19 protein-coding genes are annotated in these 22,090 nt (G+C 54.2%); 11 read left to right on the plus strand and 8 right to left on the minus strand.

Going from position 1 to position 22,090, the window contains the following annotated elements; all coding sequences use genetic code 11:
* Nucleotides 1-304 precede the first annotated feature (304 nt).
* The 7 genes from ACKC9G_RS05465 to ACKC9G_RS05495 all read left to right on the plus strand — a co-directional run bounded on the left by ACKC9G_RS05465 (nt 305) and on the right by ACKC9G_RS05495 (nt 8,937).
* The gene (locus tag ACKC9G_RS05465) at nt 305-1,633 is read left to right on the plus strand and encodes a CmpA/NrtA family ABC transporter substrate-binding protein (RefSeq protein ID WP_411404109.1); all 1,329 of its coding nucleotides are present in this window, start codon (nt 305-307) and stop codon (nt 1,631-1,633) included.
* A gap of 163 nt (nt 1,634-1,796) precedes the next feature.
* Nucleotides 1,797-2,717 (plus strand): ABC transporter permease, encoded by a 921-nt coding sequence (locus ACKC9G_RS05470; protein WP_411404110.1) that lies wholly within the window; start codon nt 1,797-1,799, stop codon nt 2,715-2,717.
* A 27-nt stretch (nt 2,718-2,744) separates the two neighbouring features.
* A complete protein-coding gene (locus ACKC9G_RS05475; protein ID WP_411403928.1) occupies nt 2,745-3,611 on the plus strand; it encodes an ABC transporter ATP-binding protein in 867 nt (288 codons plus the stop codon).
* A gap of 21 nt (nt 3,612-3,632) precedes the next feature.
* Nucleotides 3,633-4,850 (plus strand): NAD(P)/FAD-dependent oxidoreductase, encoded by a 1,218-nt coding sequence (locus ACKC9G_RS05480; RefSeq protein WP_411403929.1) that lies wholly within the window; start codon nt 3,633-3,635, stop codon nt 4,848-4,850.
* Nucleotides 4,851-5,140: 290 nt separating this feature from the next.
* Nucleotides 5,141-7,702 carry a nitrite reductase large subunit NirB gene (gene nirB, locus ACKC9G_RS05485; RefSeq protein ID WP_411403930.1) on the plus strand — a complete coding sequence of 854 codons (2,562 nt, stop codon included), beginning with the start codon at nt 5,141-5,143 and terminating at the stop codon, nt 7,700-7,702.
* Nucleotides 7,703-7,712: 10 nt separating this feature from the next.
* Nucleotides 7,713-8,045, plus strand: coding sequence for a nitrite reductase small subunit NirD (gene nirD / locus ACKC9G_RS05490; protein ID WP_411403931.1), 333 nt, complete (start codon nt 7,713-7,715; stop codon nt 8,043-8,045).
* Nucleotides 8,046-8,217: 172 nt separating this feature from the next.
* Entirely contained in the window at nt 8,218-8,937 is a 720-nt protein-coding gene (locus ACKC9G_RS05495; protein WP_411403932.1) for a GNAT family N-acetyltransferase, read from the plus strand.
* A gap of 47 nt (nt 8,938-8,984) precedes the next feature.
* Here ACKC9G_RS05495 and ACKC9G_RS05500 read toward each other — a convergent pair whose 3' ends face one another.
* Nucleotides 8,985-9,689, minus strand: coding sequence for an SAM-dependent methyltransferase (locus ACKC9G_RS05500; RefSeq protein ID WP_411403933.1), 705 nt, complete (start codon nt 9,687-9,689; stop codon nt 8,985-8,987).
* A 307-nt stretch (nt 9,690-9,996) separates the two neighbouring features.
* Here ACKC9G_RS05500 and ACKC9G_RS05505 point away from each other — a divergent pair, with 307 nt between their 5' ends.
* On the plus strand, nt 9,997-10,377 hold the full coding sequence (locus ACKC9G_RS05505) for a hypothetical protein (protein WP_411403934.1): 381 nt from the start codon (nt 9,997-9,999) through the stop codon (nt 10,375-10,377).
* 230 nt (nt 10,378-10,607) lie between these two features.
* On the opposite strand, the gene ACKC9G_RS05510 is transcribed toward ACKC9G_RS05505, so the two are convergent.
* Entirely contained in the window at nt 10,608-11,822 is a 1,215-nt protein-coding gene (locus tag ACKC9G_RS05510; RefSeq protein ID WP_411403935.1) for an MFS transporter, read from the minus strand.
* 310 nt (nt 11,823-12,132) lie between these two features.
* The gene (locus ACKC9G_RS05515) at nt 12,133-12,360 is read right to left on the minus strand and encodes a hypothetical protein (RefSeq protein ID WP_411403936.1); all 228 of its coding nucleotides are present in this window, start codon (nt 12,358-12,360) and stop codon (nt 12,133-12,135) included.
* A 208-nt stretch (nt 12,361-12,568) separates the two neighbouring features.
* Here ACKC9G_RS05515 and ACKC9G_RS05520 point away from each other — a divergent pair, with 208 nt between their 5' ends.
* Together ACKC9G_RS05520 and ACKC9G_RS05525 are read left to right on the plus strand one after the other, a co-directional pair.
* Nucleotides 12,569-13,189, plus strand: a complete 621-nt coding sequence (locus tag ACKC9G_RS05520; protein WP_411403937.1) for a TetR/AcrR family transcriptional regulator — start codon at nt 12,569-12,571, stop codon at nt 13,187-13,189.
* A gap of 199 nt (nt 13,190-13,388) precedes the next feature.
* A complete protein-coding gene (locus ACKC9G_RS05525) occupies nt 13,389-14,393 on the plus strand; it encodes an NAD(P)H-quinone oxidoreductase (RefSeq protein ID WP_411403938.1) in 1,005 nt (334 codons plus the stop codon).
* An 85-nt stretch (nt 14,394-14,478) separates the two neighbouring features.
* Here ACKC9G_RS05525 and hisN read toward each other — a convergent pair whose 3' ends face one another.
* Both hisN and ACKC9G_RS05535 read right to left on the minus strand, forming a co-directional pair.
* Nucleotides 14,479-15,273 (minus strand): histidinol-phosphatase, encoded by a 795-nt coding sequence (gene hisN / locus ACKC9G_RS05530; protein ID WP_411403939.1) that lies wholly within the window; start codon nt 15,271-15,273, stop codon nt 14,479-14,481.
* Nucleotides 15,274-15,403: 130 nt separating this feature from the next.
* Nucleotides 15,404-16,468, minus strand: coding sequence for a D-alanine--D-alanine ligase family protein (locus tag ACKC9G_RS05535; RefSeq protein ID WP_411403940.1), 1,065 nt, complete (start codon nt 16,466-16,468; stop codon nt 15,404-15,406).
* Nucleotides 16,469-17,006: 538 nt separating this feature from the next.
* Between ACKC9G_RS05535 and ACKC9G_RS05540 the strand changes: the two genes are divergently transcribed.
* Nucleotides 17,007-18,602, plus strand: a complete 1,596-nt coding sequence (locus ACKC9G_RS05540) for a glucan biosynthesis protein (RefSeq protein WP_411403941.1) — start codon at nt 17,007-17,009, stop codon at nt 18,600-18,602.
* Between the two features lie 88 nt (nt 18,603-18,690).
* On the opposite strand, the gene ACKC9G_RS05545 is transcribed toward ACKC9G_RS05540, so the two are convergent.
* From ACKC9G_RS05545 to ACKC9G_RS05555, 3 genes are all read right to left on the minus strand, one after another.
* The gene (locus ACKC9G_RS05545; RefSeq protein WP_411403942.1) at nt 18,691-20,784 is read right to left on the minus strand and encodes a hypothetical protein; all 2,094 of its coding nucleotides are present in this window, start codon (nt 20,782-20,784) and stop codon (nt 18,691-18,693) included.
* A gap of 429 nt (nt 20,785-21,213) precedes the next feature.
* Nucleotides 21,214-21,717, minus strand: a complete 504-nt coding sequence (locus tag ACKC9G_RS05550) for a glycine-rich domain-containing protein (RefSeq protein ID WP_411403943.1) — start codon at nt 21,715-21,717, stop codon at nt 21,214-21,216.
* 35 nt (nt 21,718-21,752) lie between these two features.
* The gene (locus ACKC9G_RS05555; protein ID WP_411403944.1) at nt 21,753-22,034 is read right to left on the minus strand and encodes a hypothetical protein; all 282 of its coding nucleotides are present in this window, start codon (nt 22,032-22,034) and stop codon (nt 21,753-21,755) included.
* Nucleotides 22,035-22,090: the final 56 nt, after the last annotated feature.

Here is a 22,090-nt window from a genome sequence, read left to right on the forward strand (position 1 = left end):
CAGAACCCTCTTCCTCAAACTTACGCAAAAAAGCCTAAGCCCCATGAAAAACAAGGGTTTTCAAAAATTGGCATTTATCCTGCTAAGGCTCTTCGCATTCGAGCCTGGCAGTAGTTAGAGGTTCACTCACAATCAGTTTTGTTACGGCAAAGGCGCCGTCTCCACGCAGCAATCGCGACGTGGGGGCGGCGCCTTTTTTCGTTTCCGGATTGAGCACCGACACTGAACTTGAACACCGTGGAGAGACACCATGCTGACCAAACGCGCATTTCTAAAACGCCTTGTGGTAGCCACTTCCCTCATCATGGGCAGCGGCGCACTGGCGAATCAGGCTCTGGCTGGGCTGGGTGAGCCTGAGAAAGAGGAGCTGAAGTTCGGCTTTATCAAACTGACCGACATGGCGCCTCTGGCCATCGCTTACGAAAAAGGTTTCTTTGAAGATGAAGGCCTCTACGTCACCCTCGAAGCCCAGGCCAACTGGAAAGTTCTGCTCGACCGCGTCATCGACGGCCAGCTCGATGGTGCCCACATGCTGGCAGGTCAGCCACTGGGAGCCACCATCGGTTACGGCTCACAGGCCAATATCATCACCGCTTTCAGCATGGATCTGAACGGCAACGGCATCACCGTTTCCAACGCTATCTGGGAGGCGATGAAGCCGAATATCCCCGTCGGAGCCGATGACAAACCTGTCCACCCAATCAAGGCCGATGCCCTGAAACCCGTAGTCGCCAAGTACCGCGCCGAGGGCAAGCCTTTCAATATGGGCATGGTCTTCCCGGTTTCCACCCATAACTATGAACTGCGCTACTGGCTGGCGGCGGGCGGCATCAAGCCCGGTTACTACGCGCCTGCCCGTGGCGACACTAGCGGCCAGCTGGATGCCGATGTGCTGTTATCCGTGACGCCACCACCGCAAATGCCCGCTACCATGGAAGCCGGCACCATCTATGGTTACTGCGTCGGTGAGCCCTGGAACCAGCAGGCGGTATTCAAGGATATCGGTGTTCCGGTCGTGACGGATTACGAGATCTGGCGCAATAACCCCGAGAAAGTCTTCGGCGTCTCCCAGGACTGGGCAGAGAAATATCCCAATACTCATATCCGCGTGGTCAAAGCGCTGATTCGTGCCGCCAAGTGGCTGGATGAAAACAACAACGCCAACCGCCCCGAAGCCGTTCAGATTCTCGCCCAGCCCAGTTATGTCGGTGCCGATGCCAACGTCATTGCCAACTCCATGACCGGCACCTTTGAGTACGAGAAAGGCGACCGCCGCCCGGTGCCGGACTTCAACGTCTTCTTCCGTCATAACGCGACCTACCCCTACTACTCCGATGCCATCTGGTATCTGACGCAGATGCGCCGCTGGGGGCAGATTGCCGAAGGCAAGCCGGACAGCTGGTACATGGACATCGCCAAGAAAGTCTATCGCCCCGACATCTACGCCTTGGCGGCGCAATCCCTGATCGAAGATGGACTCATGCAACCCACCGACTTCCCGGATTTCTCCTCAGAAACCGGCTTCAAACCTGAGCAAACCGGCTTTATCGATGGCGTCACTTATGACGGTCGTCAGCCCAACGCCTATCTGAACAAGTTCGCCATTGGCCTCAAGGGCGAAGAAACCCTGTAAGTCACCGTGAAACCCCAATGACGGGCTGCGGTTGCCAGCCCGTCCCCGATGCCTGAAAAGAGATGAAGAGAGAATTGCCATGAGTGTTATTCGAAGCTCACTTGCCGGAGTCTCTGCCTGGATGGGTACCCGCCAGCAGCGTTCGGCCAGCGAATGGGCGCAAATGCTGCTGCGCAGCCTGTGTTTACCCGCCCTTGGCCTGATTGTTTTCCTGCTGTTCTGGCAACTGGCGGCCAAGCAGATTGATACCTCGCTGGGCCAGTTCCCAGGGCCATCTCAGGTGTTTGAACAAACCCAGGGGCTGATTGCCGAGCATCAGCGTGAGCGTGAAAAAGCCGACGCCTTTTATGCGCGTCAGGAGGAACGCAACGCGGCCAAGCTCAAGAAAAACCCAAACGCCGTGGTCAAGATCCGCGAATATACCGGCAAGCCCACTTTTTTTGATCAGATCCTCACCAGCCTCGGCACCGTGATCTCAGGCTTTGTGATTGCCTCGCTGATCGCCATCCCCCTCGGCATTTGTATTGGCCTTTCGAGCAGCCTGTATGCGGCGCTTAACCCGATTATCCAGCTGTTCAAACCTGTCTCACCGCTGGCCTGGCTGCCGCTGGTGACCATGGTCGTCAGCGCACTCTATGTGACGGATGAGCCGATGTTCGCCAAGTCCTTTTTGACCTCGCTCTTTACCGTCGCCCTTTGCAGCCTCTGGCCGACGCTGCTCAATACCGCCGTGGGTGTCTCGGCGATTAGTCCGGATTTGCAGAATGTCTCCAAGGTGCTGCGCCTGAACTGGATTACCCATGTGGTGAAAATCGTGCTGCCTTCGGCGATTCCGATGATTTTTACCGGCCTGCGCCTGTCTCTTGGCATCGCCTGGATGGTGCTGATTGCCGCCGAAATGCTGGCGCAGAATCCGGGCCTTGGAAAGTTCGTCTGGGATGAGTTTCAGAACGGCAGCTCCGACTCTCTCGGTCGCATCATGGTCGCTGTTTTGGTGATCGGCCTGATCGGCTTTTTGCTCGATCGTCTCATGCTTGTCCTGCAGCGCTGGCTGTCCTGGGACAAGAAAGCCATTACCCGTTAAGCAAACGACTTCAAGGAAAAGCAGACCATGAGCAAGCATCTTGAACTGACCGGCGTTTCCATCGAATTCCCCACACCCAAGGGCAGCTTTAAAGCACTGGATAACGTCAATCTGAAAATTGCCCGGGGCGAGTTTGTCTCCCTGATCGGCCACTCCGGGTGCGGTAAATCCACCGTACTCAATATCGTCGCAGGCCTGCATCAGGCAACGGCAGGCGGTGTGGTGCTGGATGGCAAAGAGGTCAACACGCCCGGGCCTGAACGTGCCGTGGTATTCCAGAACCATTCGCTGCTGCCGTGGCTGAGTGCCTATCAGAACGTGGAACTGGCGGTGAAGCAGGTCTTCAAGGGCCAGAAAACCAAAGCGGAAATGAAGGACTGGATTGAGCACAACCTTGAACTGGTGCACATGACCCACGCCATGCACAAACGCCCCGATGAAATCTCCGGCGGCATGAAGCAGCGTGTTGGAATTGCCCGTGCGCTGGCGATGGAGCCCAAGGTACTGCTGATGGATGAACCCTTCGGCGCGCTGGATGCCCTGACCCGCGCTCATCTTCAGGACTCCTTGATGGAGATTCAGAAAACCCTGAATAACACCGTGATCATGATCACCCATGATGTCGATGAGGCAGTGCTGCTGTCGGATCGCATCGTAATGATGACCAACGGGCCTTCTGCCACCGTCGGTGAAATTCTGGATATCGAACTGCCACGCCCGCGTAACCGCATCGCGCTGGCCGATGACCCAACTTACAACCGTTATCGCCAGCAGGTGCTGAGCTTCCTCTATGAGAAACAGCGCAAAATTGAGCATCTGGACAGTCATCGCAGCAGTCGCAACAAAGACGATGCCCCGTCAGCGTCTCCAGACAAACAGGCGGCGCAAGGCTAATAGCGGACAAGGAGAGCCAGAATGCGATTTTACGATCTGGTAATCATCGGTCACGGCATGGCGGCCAACCGACTATTGCAGCGGCTGGCTGAAGAGTCCAACCGGCCGGAGCGGGTGCTGATTCTCGGCGAAGAAATACGCCCTGCCTATAACCGGGTGCTACTCTCTCCGCTTCTGGCAGGCGAGATCAGTAATGAAGCCTTGAATCTGAACCCTCAGGCCTGGTACGACGAACAGGGTTTTGAGTACCGCACCGACACCCGAGTGATGGCGATCGACCCCGCCAGCAAACGGCTAATCATGCAGTCAGGTCAGCAGCTGAACTACGGCAAGCTGGTGTTGGCAACCGGCTCGGTGCCTACCGTACCCAAGGTGAAAGGTTGCTCCTTGCCTTTCGTGATGGGCTTTCGTAACTGGCAGGATGTTGATCGCCTCAGCCGATTTGCGCGTCAAAGAGAGCGCATTCGTGCCCCCCGAGCCGTTGTCATCGGTGGCGGCCTGCTTGGACTTGAAGCAGCAGAAGGCTTACGCAAGCAAGGTGTGGAAACCACCCTGCTGCATCGCGCAGAGACGCTTCTTAACCGTCAGCTGGATCAGCAAGCAGGCACCATGCTGCAAGCGGCCCTGAGCGAACGAGGCCTGGGGATTATCACCCGGGCGCGTCTGGCCAGTATTGAGACAGACCACACCGAGCAGTTCGCAGGTATCGTGACCCTGGAAGACGGCAAGCACATCATGACCGATCTTGTTGTTATGGCGATTGGCATCACACCGCGCACAGAACTTGCCCGCGAAGCAGGCCTGAGCTGTGACCGGGCGATACGGGTAAATGCTTTTTTGCGCACCAGTGATCCGGATGTTTATGCCTTGGGAGAGTGCTGCGAGTTTGACGGTACCACTTACGGATTGGTCGCTCCGATCTGGCGGCAGGCTGAAACACTGGCTGGCGTTTTATGTGGCAGAGAGTCTCTGCCCTATAAAGAGGAAGCCATCGCCACCCAGCTAAAAGTCAGTGGCATAGAGCTGTTTTCAAGCGGCGAGATTAATTCTGAGGATGCCGAAGTCATGACCTTTATGGACCCGCAAACCCGTGAGTATCGCCGCCTCTGGCTGCGCGATAACCAGCTGGTTGGCGCCATTCTTTACGGCGATGTGCGTTTTGGTCAGCAGTATCATCAGTGGATTGTCAGCGGTGATTCCTGCGAACAGCAGCGGCAGCAACTGCTCTTTCCGCAGTGAACGTCATGCCCACCGTGCGAACCATTTCGGTGCCTGCGGGATTGATCAGGCCTCGATACTGAACAAAAACTGATCGCACTTTGAATGGCGATTATCTAAGCATCTGAATTACAAGGCTTTCTCAAAATGGCATAAAGCCTGCTTAGAGAAAGTCATTAAACAGGCAAGAGGAAACTTCGGTTTCACTCTTTTCGGACAACGGCGTCCGCTTCCTCTCTGAAATCAGAGCAGGAGCGACGCCGTTTTTTTATGCATGAATTTTGTCTACGACAAACAGGTGAGGAACCGTTATGACGTCAGTCACTTCAGCAGCGCAATGGCCCTGCCGCGTCGTGGTGGTCGGCAATGGCATGGTCGGTCATCAATTTATCGAATCCCTGCTCGGCAGCGAGCAGGCCAACCATTTCGACATTACGGTGATTGGCGAAGAGCCACGGGTCGCCTACGACCGCGTGCATCTGACCGAGTATTTCCAGTCCCTGAATGCCGACAATCTGGCGATGACCACGAAGGCCAGTTATGAGCAGCGTGGCATCCGGGTGTATTTGCACGAGAAAGTCACCGGGATTGATCGCGCCGCCAAAACCGTCACCACCAGCAGCGGTGCTCTGGTCGGTTACGACAAGCTGGTGCTGGCGACCGGCTCCTTCCCTTTTGTACCGCAGATTCCCGGTAATGACCGCAAGAACTGCTTTGTGTATCGCACCATTGAAGACCTCGAAGCCATCACCAAAGCCTCTGAAGAGGCCAAACGTGGTGTGGTTATCGGGGGTGGCTTGCTAGGCCTTGAAGCCGCCAAGGCACTGCGTGATCTTGAGCTTGAGGTCGATGTGATCGAATTTGCACCACGGCTGATGGCGGCGCAGCTCGATGATGCCGGCGCCGATGTGCTGCGCAAGAAAATCGAGGCGCTGGGTGTCGGTGTGCACCTGAACAAGGCCACCCGTGAAATCGTCGATGGCACCGAGTATGTGCACCGCATGAATTTCACCGATGACAGCTTCCTTGATACCGATCTCATCATCTTCTCCGCCGGTATTCGCCCCCGTGATGAGCTGGCACGCCAGGCTGAGCTGGCGATGGGGGAGCGTGGTGGTATCGTCATTAACGATGTCTGCCAGACCTCCGATGAGTCCATTTACAGTATCGGCGAATGTGCACTCTGGGATGGCAAGATTTTCGGGCTGGTCGGTCCGGGTTACACCATGGCGCGTGTGGCCGCTGACCATCTGCTCGGTGGCGTCAGCACCTTCGCCGGTGCTGATATGAGCACCAAGCTCAAACTGATGGGCGTTGATGTTGCTTCCATCGGTGATGCCCATGTGCGCACGCCGGGCGCTCTGACCTACGTTTATCAGAACCAGCCTGCCGAGGTGTACAAAAAGCTGGTGGTTGATGCCGAGAACAAGCGTGTCATTGGTGCGGTACTGATTGGCGATACCAGCGACTATGACACCCTGTTGCAATACATGCTCAATGCCATTGAACTGCCCGATAGCCCGGAAGCGCTGATTCTCCCAGCCGGTAGCGGCGCCGAAGGCAAACCCATGCTCGGGGCGGCGGCACTGCCGGATGCGGCCAATATCTGCTCCTGCTACTCCGTCTCCAAAGGGGCGATTCGCGGCGCGGTCGAGGGCGGCTGCTGCTCCGTGGCCGATGTGAAAGGCACCACCAAAGCGGGCACCGGCTGTGGCGGCTGCGTGCAGTTGCTGACGCAGGTAGTCAACCATGAGCTGGAAAGCCGTGGCATCAGCGTGAATCGCAATGTCTGCGAGCACTTCGCCTTCACTCGTCAGGAGCTGTACCACCTGATCCGCGTCGGCCAGATTCACACCTTCGAGGACATGCTGCACAAACATGGTTCAGGCGAAGGCTGTGAGATTTGTAAACCGCTGATTGGCTCGATTCTCTCCAGCTGCTGGAACGGCTACGTGCTGTCCGATGCCAACATTGGCCTGCAGGACACCAACGATATTTACCTTGGCAACATGCAAAAAGACGGCACTTATTCCGTGGTGCCGCGTATTCCCGGTGGTGAAATCACCCCACAGGGGCTGATTCGCATCGGCGAGATCGCCAAGCAATACAACCTCTACACCAAAATCACCGGCGGTCAGCGTATCGACCTCTTTGGTGCGCAGCTGCATGAGCTGCCCGATATCTGGCGTCAGCTGATTGATGCCGGTTTCGAGACGGGTCAGGCCTACGGCAAGTCAGTGCGCACGGTGAAATCCTGCGTGGGGGAAACCTGGTGTCGCTATGGCGTGGATGACTCCGTCGGCCTCGCCATTGAAATCGAGAACCGCTACAAAGGCCTGCGCGCGCCGCACAAACTCAAGTTTGCGGTATCGGGATGTACCCGCGAATGCGCCGAGGCCCAGTCCAAAGACTTCGGCATTATCGCCACCGAAAACGGCTGGAACCTCTATGTCTGCGGTAACGGCGGCATGAAGCCCCGCCATGCGGAACTCTTCGCCACAGACCTGGATAAAGACACCCTGATTCGCCTGATCGACCGCCTGCTGATGTTTTATATCCGCACGGCCGATCGTCTGCAGCGCACCTCCGTCTGGCGTGAAAACCTCGAAGGCGGGCTGGATTACTTAAAGCAGGTCATTCTTGAAGACAGCCTTGGCATCAATGCGGAACTGGAAGCGGAGATGGCGCTCAACATCGGCAACTATGAATGCGAATGGGCCAAGACGCTGGAAAGCCCCGAGAAGCTCAAGCGCTTCCGCCACTTTATTAACTCTGAGCAGACCGACGATAACCTGCAGTTTGTCAGCGAACGCGGCCAGCGCCGTCCGGCCAATGCCATCGAAAAACAACAACTGATCGCTAAAGCCAGCTAAGGAGGCCGAGATGAAATCCGATTGGACCGCCGTGTGTTCACTGAACGATATCGCTCCGGATACAGGCATTTGCGCACTGGTGCAGGGTCAGCAGGTCGCGATCTTCCGTCAGCGCAGCAATAACAAGCTGTATGCCGTCGGCAACTTTGACCCCGTGGGGCAGGCTAACGTGATGTCCCGCGGTTTGCTGGCGCACCTCGGCGGCAAAATGACCGTCGCCGCGCCACTCTACAAACAACACTATTGCCTTGAGACAGGCCGTTGCCTTGAGGATGAAAGCCTCGCGTTACCGGTGTATCAGGTGCGCGAACAAAACGGCCACGTGGAAATATCACTGGTATAAGGCGTAGCCTTGTTGGCACCGTCCGGCCCTGACAGCAGACGGTGCCTTTTTCCTGATCTTTGCGGACTTCCCACCCTGAAATGGCTCTGTTTACTCACTGCTATTGGCCCTATCCGCCAGACCAATTTCCCACTAGAGTCAGCTCATTACCAAGTGAGTTGAGAGCCCGAAGATGTCTGAATTACTCAATCAGTATGGCCAGCCTGTGGGCCACCCCATGCCTGACTGGAGCGCGCGCGCGCGTCCGCAAAGGATCTCTCTGGAAGGTCAGTATTGCCGGATCGAACCGCTGAATGCTGAAGCTCACGGCCCGGCACTCTTTACGGCTTATCACCTCGCCGGCGATGGACGTGACTGGACCTATCTTGGTGTCGAGCGTTTTGATCAGCAGGCGGATTATCTCCACTACCTGAGTCAGTGTGAGCAAAGCCCTGATCCCTTTTTCTACACCATCATTGATAAGCACAGCGGTCAGGCGGTGGGGACTATTTCCCTGATGCGCATTGACCCTGCCAATGGCGTGATTGAAGTGGGCAACGTGAGCTTCTCACCGGCGCTTAAGCAATCGCCGCTGTCGACAGAAGCGCAGTTTCTGATGATGCATTATGCGTTTGAAACCCTCGGCTATCGCCGCTACGAGTGGAAGTGTGATAGCCGTAATGCGCCGTCACGCAAGGCTGCCGACCGTTTAGGCTTCAGCTTTGAAGGGATTTTCCGACAGGCGATTGTCTACAAAGGCAGGAGTCGTGATACGGCCTGGTATTCCATTATTGATAGTGAATGGCCAGAGGTTAAAGCCGGCTTTCTGGCCTGGCTTGCCGCAGATAACTTTGATGAGGCGGGCAAGCAGCGTCAGTCCCTAAAAGCCTTGCGGGAAAGCCGTCAGGTGTGAGCAGAGCAGCCGGGCAGTGAACACTGCCCGGTCGTGTTCCCCACTCTTCAGGCATTCTTTTCCTGAATATAGATTGTCCCTTCTCCCCAGAGAAACTGGGCGGTAAACGTCTCTTTCAGCGTATAGGCGTGAGGCCGGTCAGCGAAGTCCTGCAAAGGAAAGCTGACAGAGGCGATGCGCGTACCGGGTTTCAGCTGGGTTTCAAAGCGCTCGACAATTCGCGCAACGGCCAGATCCGAAAAGGCCGTGCCAAAGAAATACACCACCGTTGCTTCGCTCAGGTCCGCCTCAAGAATGTTCTCTTCCCGAAACGTCACCCTGTCGATATTCAAACGCTCAACAATACGATTACCTCGCTTCACGAAGTGAGGTACCAGCTCAATGCCTACGCTTCGACAGCCATAAAAGTGATTAAACCAGAACACCGTTAAGCCGCGCCCACAGCCCAGCTCATAAAGGACATCAGTTTCCTTAAGTTCAACCCGTGTGGCGATATCCTCTAGCGTGGCAAAAGGCGTCTCTCCATAGACGGGCTGCACTTCATCGGCATCCCAGCGCTCCAGATAGCGGCGACAGGCAATGTAAGGATCAAGCCACAGATACTGTGCGTAGTAGCAAAGCCCAATCCGCAAAAAGCGGCGGCTGCGACAAAACCAGCTGAGCTTTTGCAGGCTTTCGATCAGAGAGCGAAAGGCCACAACAGGCATAAGCAGAAGGCTTTTCATTAACGACGCAGAGGCATTGTCGGACATCAGTAACTTCCCTGAGCTGAATAGGAGTCGCTATAAACAAAGGTGTTTAAATCATCACTATTGCGCCAGCCTATCCGCCAGTCCCCGTGAGGGCCAGAGCGTCCCATGAAAAGAACAAAATGTGGCACAAAAAGAGGCATTTTTTCTTTCATGCACCGATCTGAATCAATAGTGAAATGAAAAGGATTCGGATAAAATATCGCGCGTGTTTACGACGACGACTGCCTTCGAGCGTCCCTGCTCCGCAGTTATCACCGCCAGTGAGCACATCACCCTGCCCTAATTACTTATTCGTAGAGAGACTACCGTGCTCACTTCAATCGCTCGTCATGGCCTGATTGCAGCTCTGTTGATCTTGGCTGCCACCCCCTGGTATTCCGCTGCCCTGTTTGTTCTTTTCCTGAGCGTCTGCCTGATTCAGGAAGAAGAAGGAACGCCACTTCGTCAACATCTGCCCAAGCTTGCATTCCTGAGCGTTTTTCCAGGTCTGATTCTGTTCCAGCACTGGTTTGTTATCAGCACACTTCTTGCCATGGCGGCCTTCTTTGCGGTCGCTGGTGCAATTTATGACCACCGTCAGGGTAATGAAAACTCACTGGTCTCCCTGACCAAGAACCTGAAAGGCGTTAAAGCCTTTGTTGGTATCCGCCGCACCATGGTCATTGGTGTTGCTGAAACCCGCGTTTAAGCAGTGCTTAACCCTGCTGATCCCTAAGGATTGGCGCCTGAGTCCGGGTTAAAGGACATCAATTTCCTCGCTTTTTCAGCAGCAGCCAGAGTCTCTCTGAGCTGCTGTTTTTTTATCTGAAGTTTTCCGCATTCTGTCTTACCAGCGTGCAATAAAAAAACGCCTCACGAGGAGGCGTTTTTACTCACTTATGCAGTGCGTGTGTATTAAACGGTACTTCTGTCAGGTACTTAGTGCACCATCTGAAAGTCAGTCTCGACGTAGGTAATAGGACGGCGACGCTCCAGCAGAATCGAGAAGAACATAATCACCAGACCACCCACCGCCAGCATGACACCCGCCCAGCCGGTCGCAGCCCAGCCGTAATGCATGCTGATCACTACCCCACCGAACCAGGCGCCAATGGCATTGGCAATATTAAAGGCGGAGTGGTTAAGTGCAGCAGCGACGGATTGCGCATCACCCGCAACATCCATCAACCGGGTTTGCGCCGCAGGCACAACCGCAATGCTCATCCCCACCAGGAAAACCATCGTGACTGCAGACCATACGTGCTGAACCCCCACAGTAAAGAGTGAAAGCACCAGCATGTTCCAGATCAGGCCGCCAACAATGGTCCAGATGCGTGAGCGATCCGCCAGCCAGCCACCAATCCATGCTCCCAGAGTCATACCAACACCAAAGAGACCCAGCACCAGTGGTACGACACCTTCCTGAAGGCCCGTCACTTCCACCAGCGTAGGTGTGATGTAGGTATAAACCGAGAATACGCCACCAAAACCAATAGCCACCACGCCAAGGGTCAGCCATACCTGCGGACGGGTAAAGACCGACAGCTCCTGCGTGACGCTACTCTGCGCCAGTTGCACCTTGGGCACGAAAATAAAGACCATCAGCGCGGTCAGCAGGCCCAACGCGCCGACAATATTAAAGACCCATTGCCAGCCGAGCAGCTGCCCAAGCCAGGTCGCAAAAGGGACACCGATAATATTGGCAATCGTCAGCCCCATCATTACCCGCGAAACCGCTCTGCCACGATGCCGTCGGTCCACCAGGGAAGCGGCGACCAGCGCAGCCAGTCCAAAATAGGCGCCGTGAGGGATACCCGCAATAAAGCGAGAAATCATCACGCCGTCGTACGTCGTGAAGATCGTGCCCATCAGATTGCCTGCGGCAAACATCAGCATCAGGGCAATCAGCATAAAACGCTTGGGCAAACTTGCGCAGAGAATAGTAATCAATGGCGCGCCCACCACCACACCCAGCGCATAGGCACTGATCATGTGGCCCATTTTGGGCACGGAAATATCCAGGTTACGGGCGACATCAGGAAGAATGCTCATTGCCGCAAACTCGCCTGTTCCAATTGCCAGCCCGCCGACAGCCAATGCCAGTACAGCAAGCCCTACACCGTAAGGCGGTGTTGCCTGTAGTTTGCTATCCATGTGAATTCGCTTGATTGCAGTGTGAGGATGTTTACAGGCTCCTGATCGAAAGCCTGTTGAAGGATTCTTATAATACGAAGGTCGAAGCCTTGACGTCTATCATAGACTTCTATTTTTTTGCGCTGCCAAAAATAGTTTTTATGACTAACCAAAGGAAGCTTTATGCAGACAATTCATCGTTGCATGAGGGACAGTCTTATATCCGTTAGCTTTCATCATCGCCAGATTGTTGCACCGCAAACTGCCTTATATCAGTGCAATAAAAAAGAGGGCCAGGTGCCCTCTCTGTCTCTGAACCACAGTAAAAGACTCAGGATGGCCAGTCGTCTTCGTCATCTTCATCGTAAATGGCGATGACCCGCGTCCGTTTCCGGCCAGCGCCATACTGTTCCAGCCCGGTTTTCACCGGAAAGCGTTTTTCCAATTCAGCCCTTGCTGCACTCTCACTTTCGAAGGTCAATAATTGTCCGCCATCATCGGTCACATTGTGCCAGATGCGTGCATCCTGATCGTCGTCCTGAACTTGCAACTTATACATTTTTGCCTCCTGCGTTCCTGCCGTAAGTACCACACGTGCGCTGCTGCGCTCTTGCCCAGTCAGTGCATCCCTTTGGTGCTTTTTATCGGGATGGATTCATCAGGTTTCCAGTCGAGCGCACGGCTGGATCGTTGCAGCTCGTTTCCAGCCGGATCCAGATGTCATGCTGGCTTGCACGGGGTCTGATCTGAATTTACTATCGATTGTTATGAAAACAACAACCACACCCACTAAAACCCGTGGCAGGCCCAGAGCGTTCGACCGGGATCAGGCTCTTGATAGCGCGATGCGCCTTTTCTGGCAGCGCGGCTACGAAGCCACATCCCTCAGCGATCTGACCCGCGCCATGGGTATTAACCCGCCCAGCCTCTACAGCGCCTTTGGCGATAAAGAGCAGCTGTTTCTGGCGGCAATCGACCGCTACGTCAACGGTCCCAATAATATTCGCTGCGCCCTTCATAGTGGTAAAACGACCAAAGAAGCCATGCATAAACTGATGATGCGCTCGGCTGAAACCATGGTTTCCCCGGATCACCCTCGGGGTTGTATGGTAGTGACCTCTGCCACCAACTGTTCGGCGTCTTCAGAGCGCGTTCAGGAAGCGGTCGCCCGCCTTCGTCATCACAAGCGAATGGAAATGGAGGAACGCATTCGCCGCGGAATTCTCGAAGGTGATGTGGACCGCTCCGTCGATCCGGTGCAGCTCAGTAACTACTTTGCCGCCGTGCTGCAGGGCATGACGGTGCAGGCTCGTGACGGCGCAAGCGAAGCCCATCTTAAAGCAATAGCTGACATTGCCATGCGTGCCTGGCCTGACATTCCCAACTGATTATCATCTCTGCCCAGCCTCCCTCACTTTAACTTCGGAAATCCAGCACCTTCGTCAGGTGCTATTTTCTTTTCGTATGACCTAGTAAGTGCCGCGGCGCTAGTTCTGCAAGGGCATCCCTTTTTGATGTCCTGAACTCTTGCCCAATCGCCAAAGCTGACCCACTTATCATTCAGCACATGCTGATCAAGGTTTTGTTATGTCTGATGTTTTGATGAAGGCGGTTGAGTTTAGAGGAGCCGGTGGGCCTGAAGTTATCCAGCTGGCTCAACGACCACGGCCGACACCTGCTGCCAATGAGTTACTGATTCGAGTTGAAGCCGCCGGCGTTAACCGGCCGGATATCTTCCAGCGAGAAGGCGCTTATCCGCCACCGCAAGGCGCTTCGGATATCCCGGGACTGGAAATTGCCGGTGAGGTAGTCAGTGTCGGCGCCTGCACTAACCGATTTACTGTCGGCGACAAAGTCTGCGGACTGGTCGCAGGTGGCGGCTATGCAGAGTATTGCACGCTGGCTGAGGATAATGCCCTGCCCATCCCCCAGGGGCTGACTTCCATTGAAGCTGCCTCCTTGCCTGAGACCTTTTTTACGGTCTGGACCAACGTCGTTGAACGCGGTCAGTTAAAGGCCGAACAGACCTTACTGGTACATGGTGGAAGTTCCGGCATTGGCGTGACCGCAATTATGATCGGCAAACACCTTGGCGCACGGGTCATCGTTACCGCCGGGAGTGATGAAAAGTGCCGTTATTGCGAATCTCTCGGCGCTGACCTGGCCATCAACTATCGTGACAATGACTTTGTGGAAGCGGTGCAAGGTTTCACCGACGGTCGCGGCGCTGAAGTCATTCTTGATATGGTCGCCGGCGATTACACAGAGCGTAACTTCAAAGCGGCTGCCACTGAGGGCCGTATCGTTCAGATTGCGCTGCTAAAGGGTAAGCCCGCAAGCCTGAATCTTGGCCTCTTGATGGCCAAACGCCTGACTCTCACTGGTTCAACCCTGCGAAGCCGTTCGGTGGCAGAGAAAGCCACGATTGCACGAGCAGTAGAGCGAACGCTCTGGCCCTCGTTGGGGAAAACCCTGCTTCCGCAGATTCATAAGATCTTCCCATTAGAGGAAACCGCTGAGGCGCATCGCCTGATGGAGTCCGGTACTCACTTAGGCAAAATCGTGCTAACGGTGAACAGTGCTTCACTCTGAAGCATAAAAAAAGCGGAGCCTCGCAAGCTCCGCTTTTAGTATCAGACATTCAGGTTTTTATCGCTTTAGCGCTATTTAGCACTACTCACTCTTTGAGGATCGGCAAAATAGCAGCGTGCAACTCTTTGCTGGCCGCTGCGATAACCGCACCGCCATTAGCCGCTGACTCACCCTGCCAGTTGGTAATGATGCCACCCGCAGCTTCGATAAGCGGGATAAGCGCTTGAATATCATAAGGTTTAAGGTCTGATTCGATCACCGCATCAATGTGACCACTGGCCAGCATGCAATAGGCATAACAGTCCCCACCGTAACGGCTGAGTCTTGCCTGAGCGGCCACGCGAAGATAAGCCGCCCGTTCTTCGTCAGTAAACATATCCAGCGTAGTACAGGTAATTCGCGCTTCTGCTAACTGCTGACATCCGCTGGTCGCGAGCCTGGTTTTCTCCTGCCCAGTAACCACAAAGGCGCCGTCAGGAGAACCTACAAAACGTTCTCCCGTGAACGGCTGATTCATCACCCCCACGACCGGATAATCACCGTCATTCAATGCAATCAAAGTTCCCCATAACGGATAGCCGGTGATAAATGCACGAGTGCCATCAATCGGGTCCAGCACCCAGGTCAAGGGCGATGACCCGGCCTTATTCTCTTCCTCCTCACCCAGAATTCCATGCGCCGGAAAGTGCAGCTCAATCAGCTCGCGCATGGCACGTTCTGCCGCACGATCCGCATCCGTGACAGGATCAAAGGCTTGTGACTTTTTATTGTCGATCGCCATGGGTTTGCGAAAGTACGGCATGATGGCCTGAGCTGCCGCATCCGCCAGCTGTCCGGCAAAGTCACGATAGCCTTCCAGCTCAGTCGGGGTGAAATTCATGGTTGATACTCCGAAAAAGAAAAAGCGGCAAAGCACTCTCTTGCCGCATAAAGACTTTCGACTTTCCTGCGAACTGTCTTACCCAAGACTCTGGCACCTAGCTAAAACTATCGCCAACTTCCAAGGGCAATCAGGCGTTCAGATAACGCACCTGCAGGGTATGTTGTGAGCGGTAGTGCTCACGCGCAAGATCAATCAGTCGCGACAGCAACTCGGTAACCTGCAGCCCACTGGCCTCCCAGAGCTTGGGATACATGGAGATCGAGGTAAAACCCGGCAAGGTGTTGATCTCATTTACGTAAAGATCACCCTGCGGGGTCACGAACATATCAACACGGGCTAAACCACGAGCTTCCAGCACAGCATAGGTTTTCTCTGCCATCGCCCGGGCACGCTGGATCGTGTCCTCGTCCAATGCCGCAGGAATCATAAGATCAGTCCCCGCTTCGTTCAGGTATTTCTTGCTGTAGGAATAGAAATGATCGCTGGTTGCCACTTCGCCCACGGTGGAACTCTCAAGGTTGAGGTTACCGAGTACGGCGCATTCAATTTCGCGACCATCGATAGCAGCTTCGATCAGCACTTTTGCATCAAAGCGTAAGGCTTCCTCAATGGCGGGCTGCAGCGCTTGCCAGGACTCCACCTTACTTACGCCCACCGAAGAGCCCATGTTGGCGGGCTTCACGAACATCGGATAACCCAGTTTCGCCTCCAGTGCCTGGAGATCAAGCTCGCTATGCCCTGCTCGAACCATGACGTATTCCGCAACAGGAATACCTGCATCATTCAGCAAGCGCTTAGCGATGTCTTTATCCATACCAATCGCGGAGCCAAGAATATCGCTGCCCACACAAGGCAGATCCATGACTTTACAGAGACCCTGAATGGCTCCGTCTTCACCGTAGGGGCCATGCAATACAGGGAAGATCACATCGACATTTTCGATCGCATGGGTTTCAAAATTGATAAGACCCTGACGACTCAGCAGAACTTCATCCAGCTGATCCGTTACCACGGGTTGAGAGATGTCATCGTTATCTTCCAGCCGATACCAGTTGCCGGAAAAATCGATGTATACAGGCATAATGTGAAAACGCTGACGATCCAGCGCAGCAATCACATTGGCTGCCGAACGTTGGGAGACTTCATGCTCAGCGGAGCGCCCACCAAACAACACCACCACATTCATGGTCATAAGGAAATCCTGCCCTTGAAGCTTTCAACCAGCCTTGAAGCACGACAACAGGCTGGCGATAACGGGTAAAACGCAAGCTGATCCCGCTTGCCGGAAGCGCCCCACTATAGCAGGTGATCGCCAGAACAAATGACTAAAACCCGTTGTCCGTATCGAAAAAATCTCTGAAAAATCCGCTGTCACCAACGATAGCCCTGATTGAGAAAGAGAAGCCTCGCCACCCTAGTTGTTTCTGGCTGTTGCGCTTCACGTCCAACCGTAGCATTCATTATGAGAAGTGAAACTTTACTCCCCCTGCTCCCCTGACTAGGCTAACCAGTCATGAGGAGTATCGGGCAAGGGAGTGACTGTTACCTCACAATCCCTTCAGCTATGCAGGCACACCGGCAATCTATTCCGGTTCGAAGTCTTGTTTATTCATCCCTCTGCGATGAATATCTGCGCCCATCCGATTGTTTCTTAATCAGGTCACGCTTCCGCGCTATGGATTGACGGATGCCGTGTAAACCTTCTGACCAGTCAGGCTGTAGACGACACTATGATGAATCGACGTGCATTCATGGGCGCCGCAGGTGCCACCCTTGGCCTAAGCGCACTGGGCCTTCCAGCCAGCTCTCTGGCAGATGCCGGCCTTAAGTTCGGTAAAGCCATGCCTTTCAGCTTTGAGGCACTGCAAGCCCACGCCCAGGAATTGGCGGGCCGCCCCTATACGCAGGAAAGTAATCTTCCCAAAGAAGTGCTTGAGCGCATTGATTACGATGCTCACGGCAAGATCATTTACGATACCGACAAAGCCCTCTTCCGTGATGGCCCAGGCCAGTTCCCGGTTACCTTTTTCCATCTCGGCCGTTACTTCCAGACCCCGGTGCACATGTATCTGCTGGATAGCGATGATGGGAAAACACAGGCCAAAGAGATCATTTACGACTCCTCATTGTTTAACATGCCAAAAGACAGCCCTGCCCATGAACTTCCCAAAGGTGCAGGCTTCGCCGGTTTCCGCTTTCAGGAGAGCCGTAAAGGCGACCAGGACAAACTGAGCTGGAAAAAGAATGACTGGGTTGCCTTCCTTGGCGCTTCTTACTTCCGTGCCATTGGCGAGCTTTATCAGTATGGCCTGTCAGCCCGCGCCGTGGCTATTGATGTTGCCATGTATAACAAGCCTGAGGAATTCCCCTCCTTTACCCATTTCTATTTTGAGCCGCCCAAAGACGATAGCGACTCCGTCACTGTCTATGCGTTGCTGAACGGCCCAAGTATTACCGGCGCCTACAAGTTCATCATGACGCGAGATAAAGCGGTGACTATGGATGTCGATAGTTATGTCTATCTCAGAAAGGACATCAGTCGTCTGGGCTTGGCGCCTCTCACCTCCATGTACTGGTTCTCAGAAACCCGCAAGCCCGAAGCCATCGACTGGCGCCCTGAAGTCCATGACTCAGACGGTCTGGCCATGCTGACAGGCGGTGGAGAGCATATCTGGCGTCCGCTGAATAACCCTGCCAGCACCAGTGCTTCGGCGTTTTCGGACACCAACCCTAAAGGCTTTGGCCTGCTGCAACGCGACCGTAACTTTGATCATTATCAGGATGGGGTTAACTATGACCGCCGTCCCAGTCTCTGGATTGAACCTCTTGATGGCTGGGGCAAAGGAGCCGTTCAGCTGATCGAGATTCCTACGGATGATGAAATCCATGACAACATCGTGGCTTTCTGGGTTCCGGAGAAAGCCGCAAAAGCCGGTGATAAGCATCATCTGCACTACAAGATGTTCTGGCAGGCGGATGAACCCTTCCCGACGTCACTGGCGCGCTGTGTAGCGACACGTATTGGCCGTGGCGGACAGCCTGGTCAACCTCGCCCTGCAGGCGTTCGAAAGTTCATGGTTGAGTTCCTGGGCGGTCCTCTGAAAGATATGCCTTTTGGTGAAAAGCCTGAGCTTGAGCTATGGTCCTCCAGTGGCAAGTTTTCCTACATCTTTGCTGAGCCGGTGCCCGATGGCGTCCCTGGGCACTGGCGTGCGCAGTTCGACTTCACTGCCGCCGATCAAAAACCCGTGGATATGCGTTTGTACCTGAAATATAAGGATGAGACGCTGACAGAAACCTGGCTCTACCAGTTCCACCCTTTCTGATCATGACCTCTGTGAATATCGCCTCTCTATAAAATGACGAGGCATAAAAAAAGGGCTGCAATTGCAGCCCTTTTTCATGAGACCCGGATCACTTCTCCGGACGGTAGAAGTACAGGCTCTGACCTTCCGCCTCATCAATCAGGCAGCGGAAACCACCACCGGAGACAGGCATCATGGTACAGTTGGCACTGTAATCCGTCGCGGCAGGCCACTCAGCTTCACAGCTGTCACGGTACTGGGTTTTACCGTTAGACATGGTGAGCTGATTACCCTCCTGCTTCCACTGATAAGTGATGCGGGAAACCACACACTTGCCTTCAACATCTTTCATTTCATAGGTACCAGTACCATCGCTATTGATGGTCTCGGTACCTACGTCATCACCTTCACCGCAATCATAGGTCTGATCAAAGACACGATAGCTGCCAGCTGGCTTGATGCTGTCAGCCACCTGCGGCTTCTTCATCAGCATGTCGATGTCGGTCGTCAGGCCTGCTTCTTTGGCATCCACCAGATAAGACAGCTGGATAGGCTTGGTACGCAGCATCTGCGCAGTAGAAAACTTCTGGACACAGGCAGAAGGACCGTACTCGTCGCTGTACTCCGGCGTGAAGTTTTCAATGGGCGCATTCTCGACCAGATCAGCCAGCTTGGAGTAATCGATACCCATGGAGAATAGACCATTAGCATCCAGGCTTTCTGATTTCAGCTTCTCAACCTGAGCGGTGGCCTGCTCTCCACTGAACAGCACCAGCGAATGCCCTGCAATACCGGCTTTCACCGTCATTGGCGTGCCATAGGTCCCCAGGCTGATATCACCAAAAGTACCATCAACCGGAATCTGAACGCCGGCAGTGAACGGTGAGCTGGCAATCATGGAAGCGAGCTGCTGGGGATTCTCAGAGGCGACGCTCAGCAATACATCCGCCTCAGCACCAGGACCTTCTTTGGCAGCCGTCAGGTTATAGACGGAAATACCAAGACCTTTCACACCCTGCAACATGCCGGTAAACATGCCCAGCATGGCCGGACTGGTCTGGCTTGCCGCCTGCTGCGCTTTCACCAGCTCATCACACTCGAACTTGGCTTGCGTAAACTGAGTCCAGGCATCCGTCAGCACGGGTGCCAACTGGGAAACTTCCAGCCCTAAACCAAAGGAGAATGCAGAGTTTTTATCGCCACCATGAGCGGGCAGATGTCCACGCAACTTGCCAAGTGTTGCGGTAGCATTTTTGCTGGTGATTTCCCAGGTGGACTGCAGGGAAGAATGCACACCACCGTCTTGGGCGGAGGATTCAGAGAACAGCGTGATTTGCGGCACGTAACCCGCCATCTCAACATATTCTTTACGGCAGGCACCGGAAACCGCCGCAAATGGATCCGGCTTACCAGACTGCTTGATGATCTCGACAATCTGCTTACCCGCAAGACCTGCAGACTCTGGCTGCAACAGGGCTTTCACCAGACGGTCAACGTGGAAGACGGCAACAGTATCTGCTTTATCGTGCTTCTGTTGAAGTGCCGCCAGCTCGCCGCTGCTTTCAATAGACTTTTCAGGTTTGACCAGCGCAAGACGCTGCAGCTGGGCTTTCTGATCTTCACCGGGGAAGAATACAGAGAATGTGGCGGTATTGTTTTCGATCAACAGCGCCACCGCGCCTTTATCTTCTTTCTCACTGCGCCAGACTTGTACGGAATGGCCATCCAGCGTTTCAGTCGTCGCTTTAAGGCCGCTTTTCTCGCTTGCCTGGCTGATCACCGCCTGCAACTTGGTTGGCTGGCTCAGGGTAAAGCGCATGACCGGAGCAATACCGTCAAAATACAGCGCCGAAGGCTGAGTCGCATCAATACCGTAGTGATCATAGAAATCACCGTAGGTGGCAGCATTATTACGGAAGTCCGCAAGAAGGAACTGACCCAGCTTGGCCAGCGGTGTAGTCGCTTCTTTCTCGCCTAACTGATCAACGATCTGAGACATTTCGGGTGGAAGCGTGCCCCACAGTGGCCAGCTGCGAACAGTTGCGTCAACGTCCTTGGACTGGTAACCACTTGCGTAGAGGATTGTGTCTGCAGGCACATAAGCGGCAATTTCTGCATTCCCTTCCTGATTGGTAGTCCACCACCAGGCTCCACCTGCGGCAGCAACAACTACAACCGTTGCGATCGCCGTCAGCTTCTTCATAGCTTACTCCTTTGTCATCCATTCTCCGGCCAAGTGACCTCGACCGAAGCTCCTGAGCGGTGAATTTTACATACTGTGACAAAGACTGGTACAGCTTTATGACCTAAATAAGCAAATTGTTTAGTGATAGCAGGATACAAAGAAAGCCTGATCCTACTGACTTCGGACGCTGATCAATAATCAGAAGCTAAGCACTCAGTGCAGTGCAATAGTGACTTATCACCACTACTGCACTGCCCTTTTACTTGGGGTTTAACAGAAAATACTAAGATGTCTTGGGTGGATATTTACCACGGCCTTTACCTGAAGGGTTTCCCGTCGTGCTGGGAAGATTAGGCACAGGCGGGCGTGGAGTAGGTTGGTTGTTACCAGCAGTTTGAGGTTTGCTCATAGTGTTTTGCTCCAGAGAGATTTTTTAAACGGTTGCCTTTACTTGCAAGTGCCTGGCGCACGGCAGGCACAGGTCGAAGGCACATGGCAGGGATGATTCTGGCAGCGCATCGCCTGTGATTCTGTGCCACCACCGGGGTACGCGCCGTAATGTTGCTCATACAAGGCAACGGTTTGGGCAAAGCCCTGCTTCAACGCCTCGTAATCGTCCTCACCGTAGATGCCAAAGTACGGGTAATGGTCGATAAAACGGCCAAATACCGCGTGGCAATCTTCACGGTAAGCACGGGTATCAAGGATGTGTGCGTGCCAGAGCGCATCCACTTGCTTGCTTGGCACGAATGCCACTGAGGGATAAAAACATTTGAGGCTAAGGAAGCGACGGTATTCCAGCTCAGCGACGTCCCATTCCTCCACTGTCATTTCTGCCTCAGACGAGGCCGTGTATTTGTGTTTAAGACGCTGAAAATCGAGTTTGCTTACTTGCATTTCCAGACCGTCTGCGGCCAAAAGAGGCTGTTGCAACTGAATAAGAGCAGTCATCGGTATTTCTCCTGAGAGTTAACGGATTAGCAGGTTCAAGACATAGGAACCCGCCTTCGTTTCAGCTCACGCTCGAAACATTGGCGACTGACCAGACTTAAGGGGTGGAAGCCTTCGGCATCGATGATATAGAGCAAACGCCAGGCGTAGCCCAGCTTAAAACGCACGATATGGCTGCAAGAACGCACACGCTTGCCGCCAAGGACCGTAAAGGACGTCCCTGCTTGCAAGGCGTGATCAATATCAAGGGCTTTATGTTGATGGCAAAGGCTGACCTGATGCGGGCAGCGGCTAAGCACGTTTTCGATGGTATTCATGGCTGGCTCCTCGGTGACGTTGGAGCCAGTATTGGTTAGTGGAATCCACTACCAAG

The sequence above is a fragment of the Pokkaliibacter sp. CJK22405 genome, assembly GCF_046614695.1.
In the GTDB taxonomy this organism is placed as follows: Bacteria; Pseudomonadota; Gammaproteobacteria; order Pseudomonadales; family Balneatricaceae; genus Pokkaliibacter.

Bases quoted from the DNA above. Each gene is read 5' to 3' on its own strand.
- ACKC9G_RS05545 (WP_411403942.1), bottom strand. From the start codon at position 20,784: ATGAAGAAGCTGACGGCGATCGCAACGGTTGTAGTTGTTGCTGCCGCA.
- ACKC9G_RS05465 (WP_411404109.1), top strand. From the start codon at position 305: ATGGGCAGCGGCGCACTGGCGAATCAGGCTCTGGCTGGGCTGGGTGAG.
- ACKC9G_RS05550 (WP_411403943.1), bottom strand. From the start codon at position 21,717: ATGACTGCTCTTATTCAGTTGCAACAGCCTCTTTTGGCCGCAGACGGT.
- hisN (WP_411403939.1), bottom strand. From the start codon at position 15,273: ATGAATTTCACCCCGACTGAGCTGGAAGGCTATCGTGACTTTGCCGGA.
- ACKC9G_RS05500 (WP_411403933.1), bottom strand. From the start codon at position 9,689: ATGTCCGACAATGCCTCTGCGTCGTTAATGAAAAGCCTTCTGCTTATG.
- ACKC9G_RS05555 (WP_411403944.1), bottom strand. From the start codon at position 22,034: ATGAATACCATCGAAAACGTGCTTAGCCGCTGCCCGCATCAGGTCAGC.
- ACKC9G_RS05495 (WP_411403932.1), top strand. From the start codon at position 8,218: ATGTCTGAATTACTCAATCAGTATGGCCAGCCTGTGGGCCACCCCATG.
- ACKC9G_RS05475 (WP_411403928.1), top strand. From the start codon at position 2,745: ATGAGCAAGCATCTTGAACTGACCGGCGTTTCCATCGAATTCCCCACA.
- nirB (WP_411403930.1), top strand. From the start codon at position 5,141: ATGACGTCAGTCACTTCAGCAGCGCAATGGCCCTGCCGCGTCGTGGTG.
- nirD (WP_411403931.1), top strand. From the start codon at position 7,713: ATGAAATCCGATTGGACCGCCGTGTGTTCACTGAACGATATCGCTCCG.
- ACKC9G_RS05470 (WP_411404110.1), top strand. From the start codon at position 1,797: ATGCTGCTGCGCAGCCTGTGTTTACCCGCCCTTGGCCTGATTGTTTTC.
- ACKC9G_RS05540 (WP_411403941.1), top strand. From the start codon at position 17,007: ATGATGAATCGACGTGCATTCATGGGCGCCGCAGGTGCCACCCTTGGC.
- ACKC9G_RS05525 (WP_411403938.1), top strand. From the start codon at position 13,389: ATGTCTGATGTTTTGATGAAGGCGGTTGAGTTTAGAGGAGCCGGTGGG.
- ACKC9G_RS05520 (WP_411403937.1), top strand. From the start codon at position 12,569: ATGAAAACAACAACCACACCCACTAAAACCCGTGGCAGGCCCAGAGCG.
- ACKC9G_RS05480 (WP_411403929.1), top strand. From the start codon at position 3,633: ATGCGATTTTACGATCTGGTAATCATCGGTCACGGCATGGCGGCCAAC.
- ACKC9G_RS05515 (WP_411403936.1), bottom strand. From the start codon at position 12,360: ATGTATAAGTTGCAAGTTCAGGACGACGATCAGGATGCACGCATCTGG.
- ACKC9G_RS05510 (WP_411403935.1), bottom strand. From the start codon at position 11,822: ATGGATAGCAAACTACAGGCAACACCGCCTTACGGTGTAGGGCTTGCT.
- ACKC9G_RS05535 (WP_411403940.1), bottom strand. From the start codon at position 16,468: ATGACCATGAATGTGGTGGTGTTGTTTGGTGGGCGCTCCGCTGAGCAT.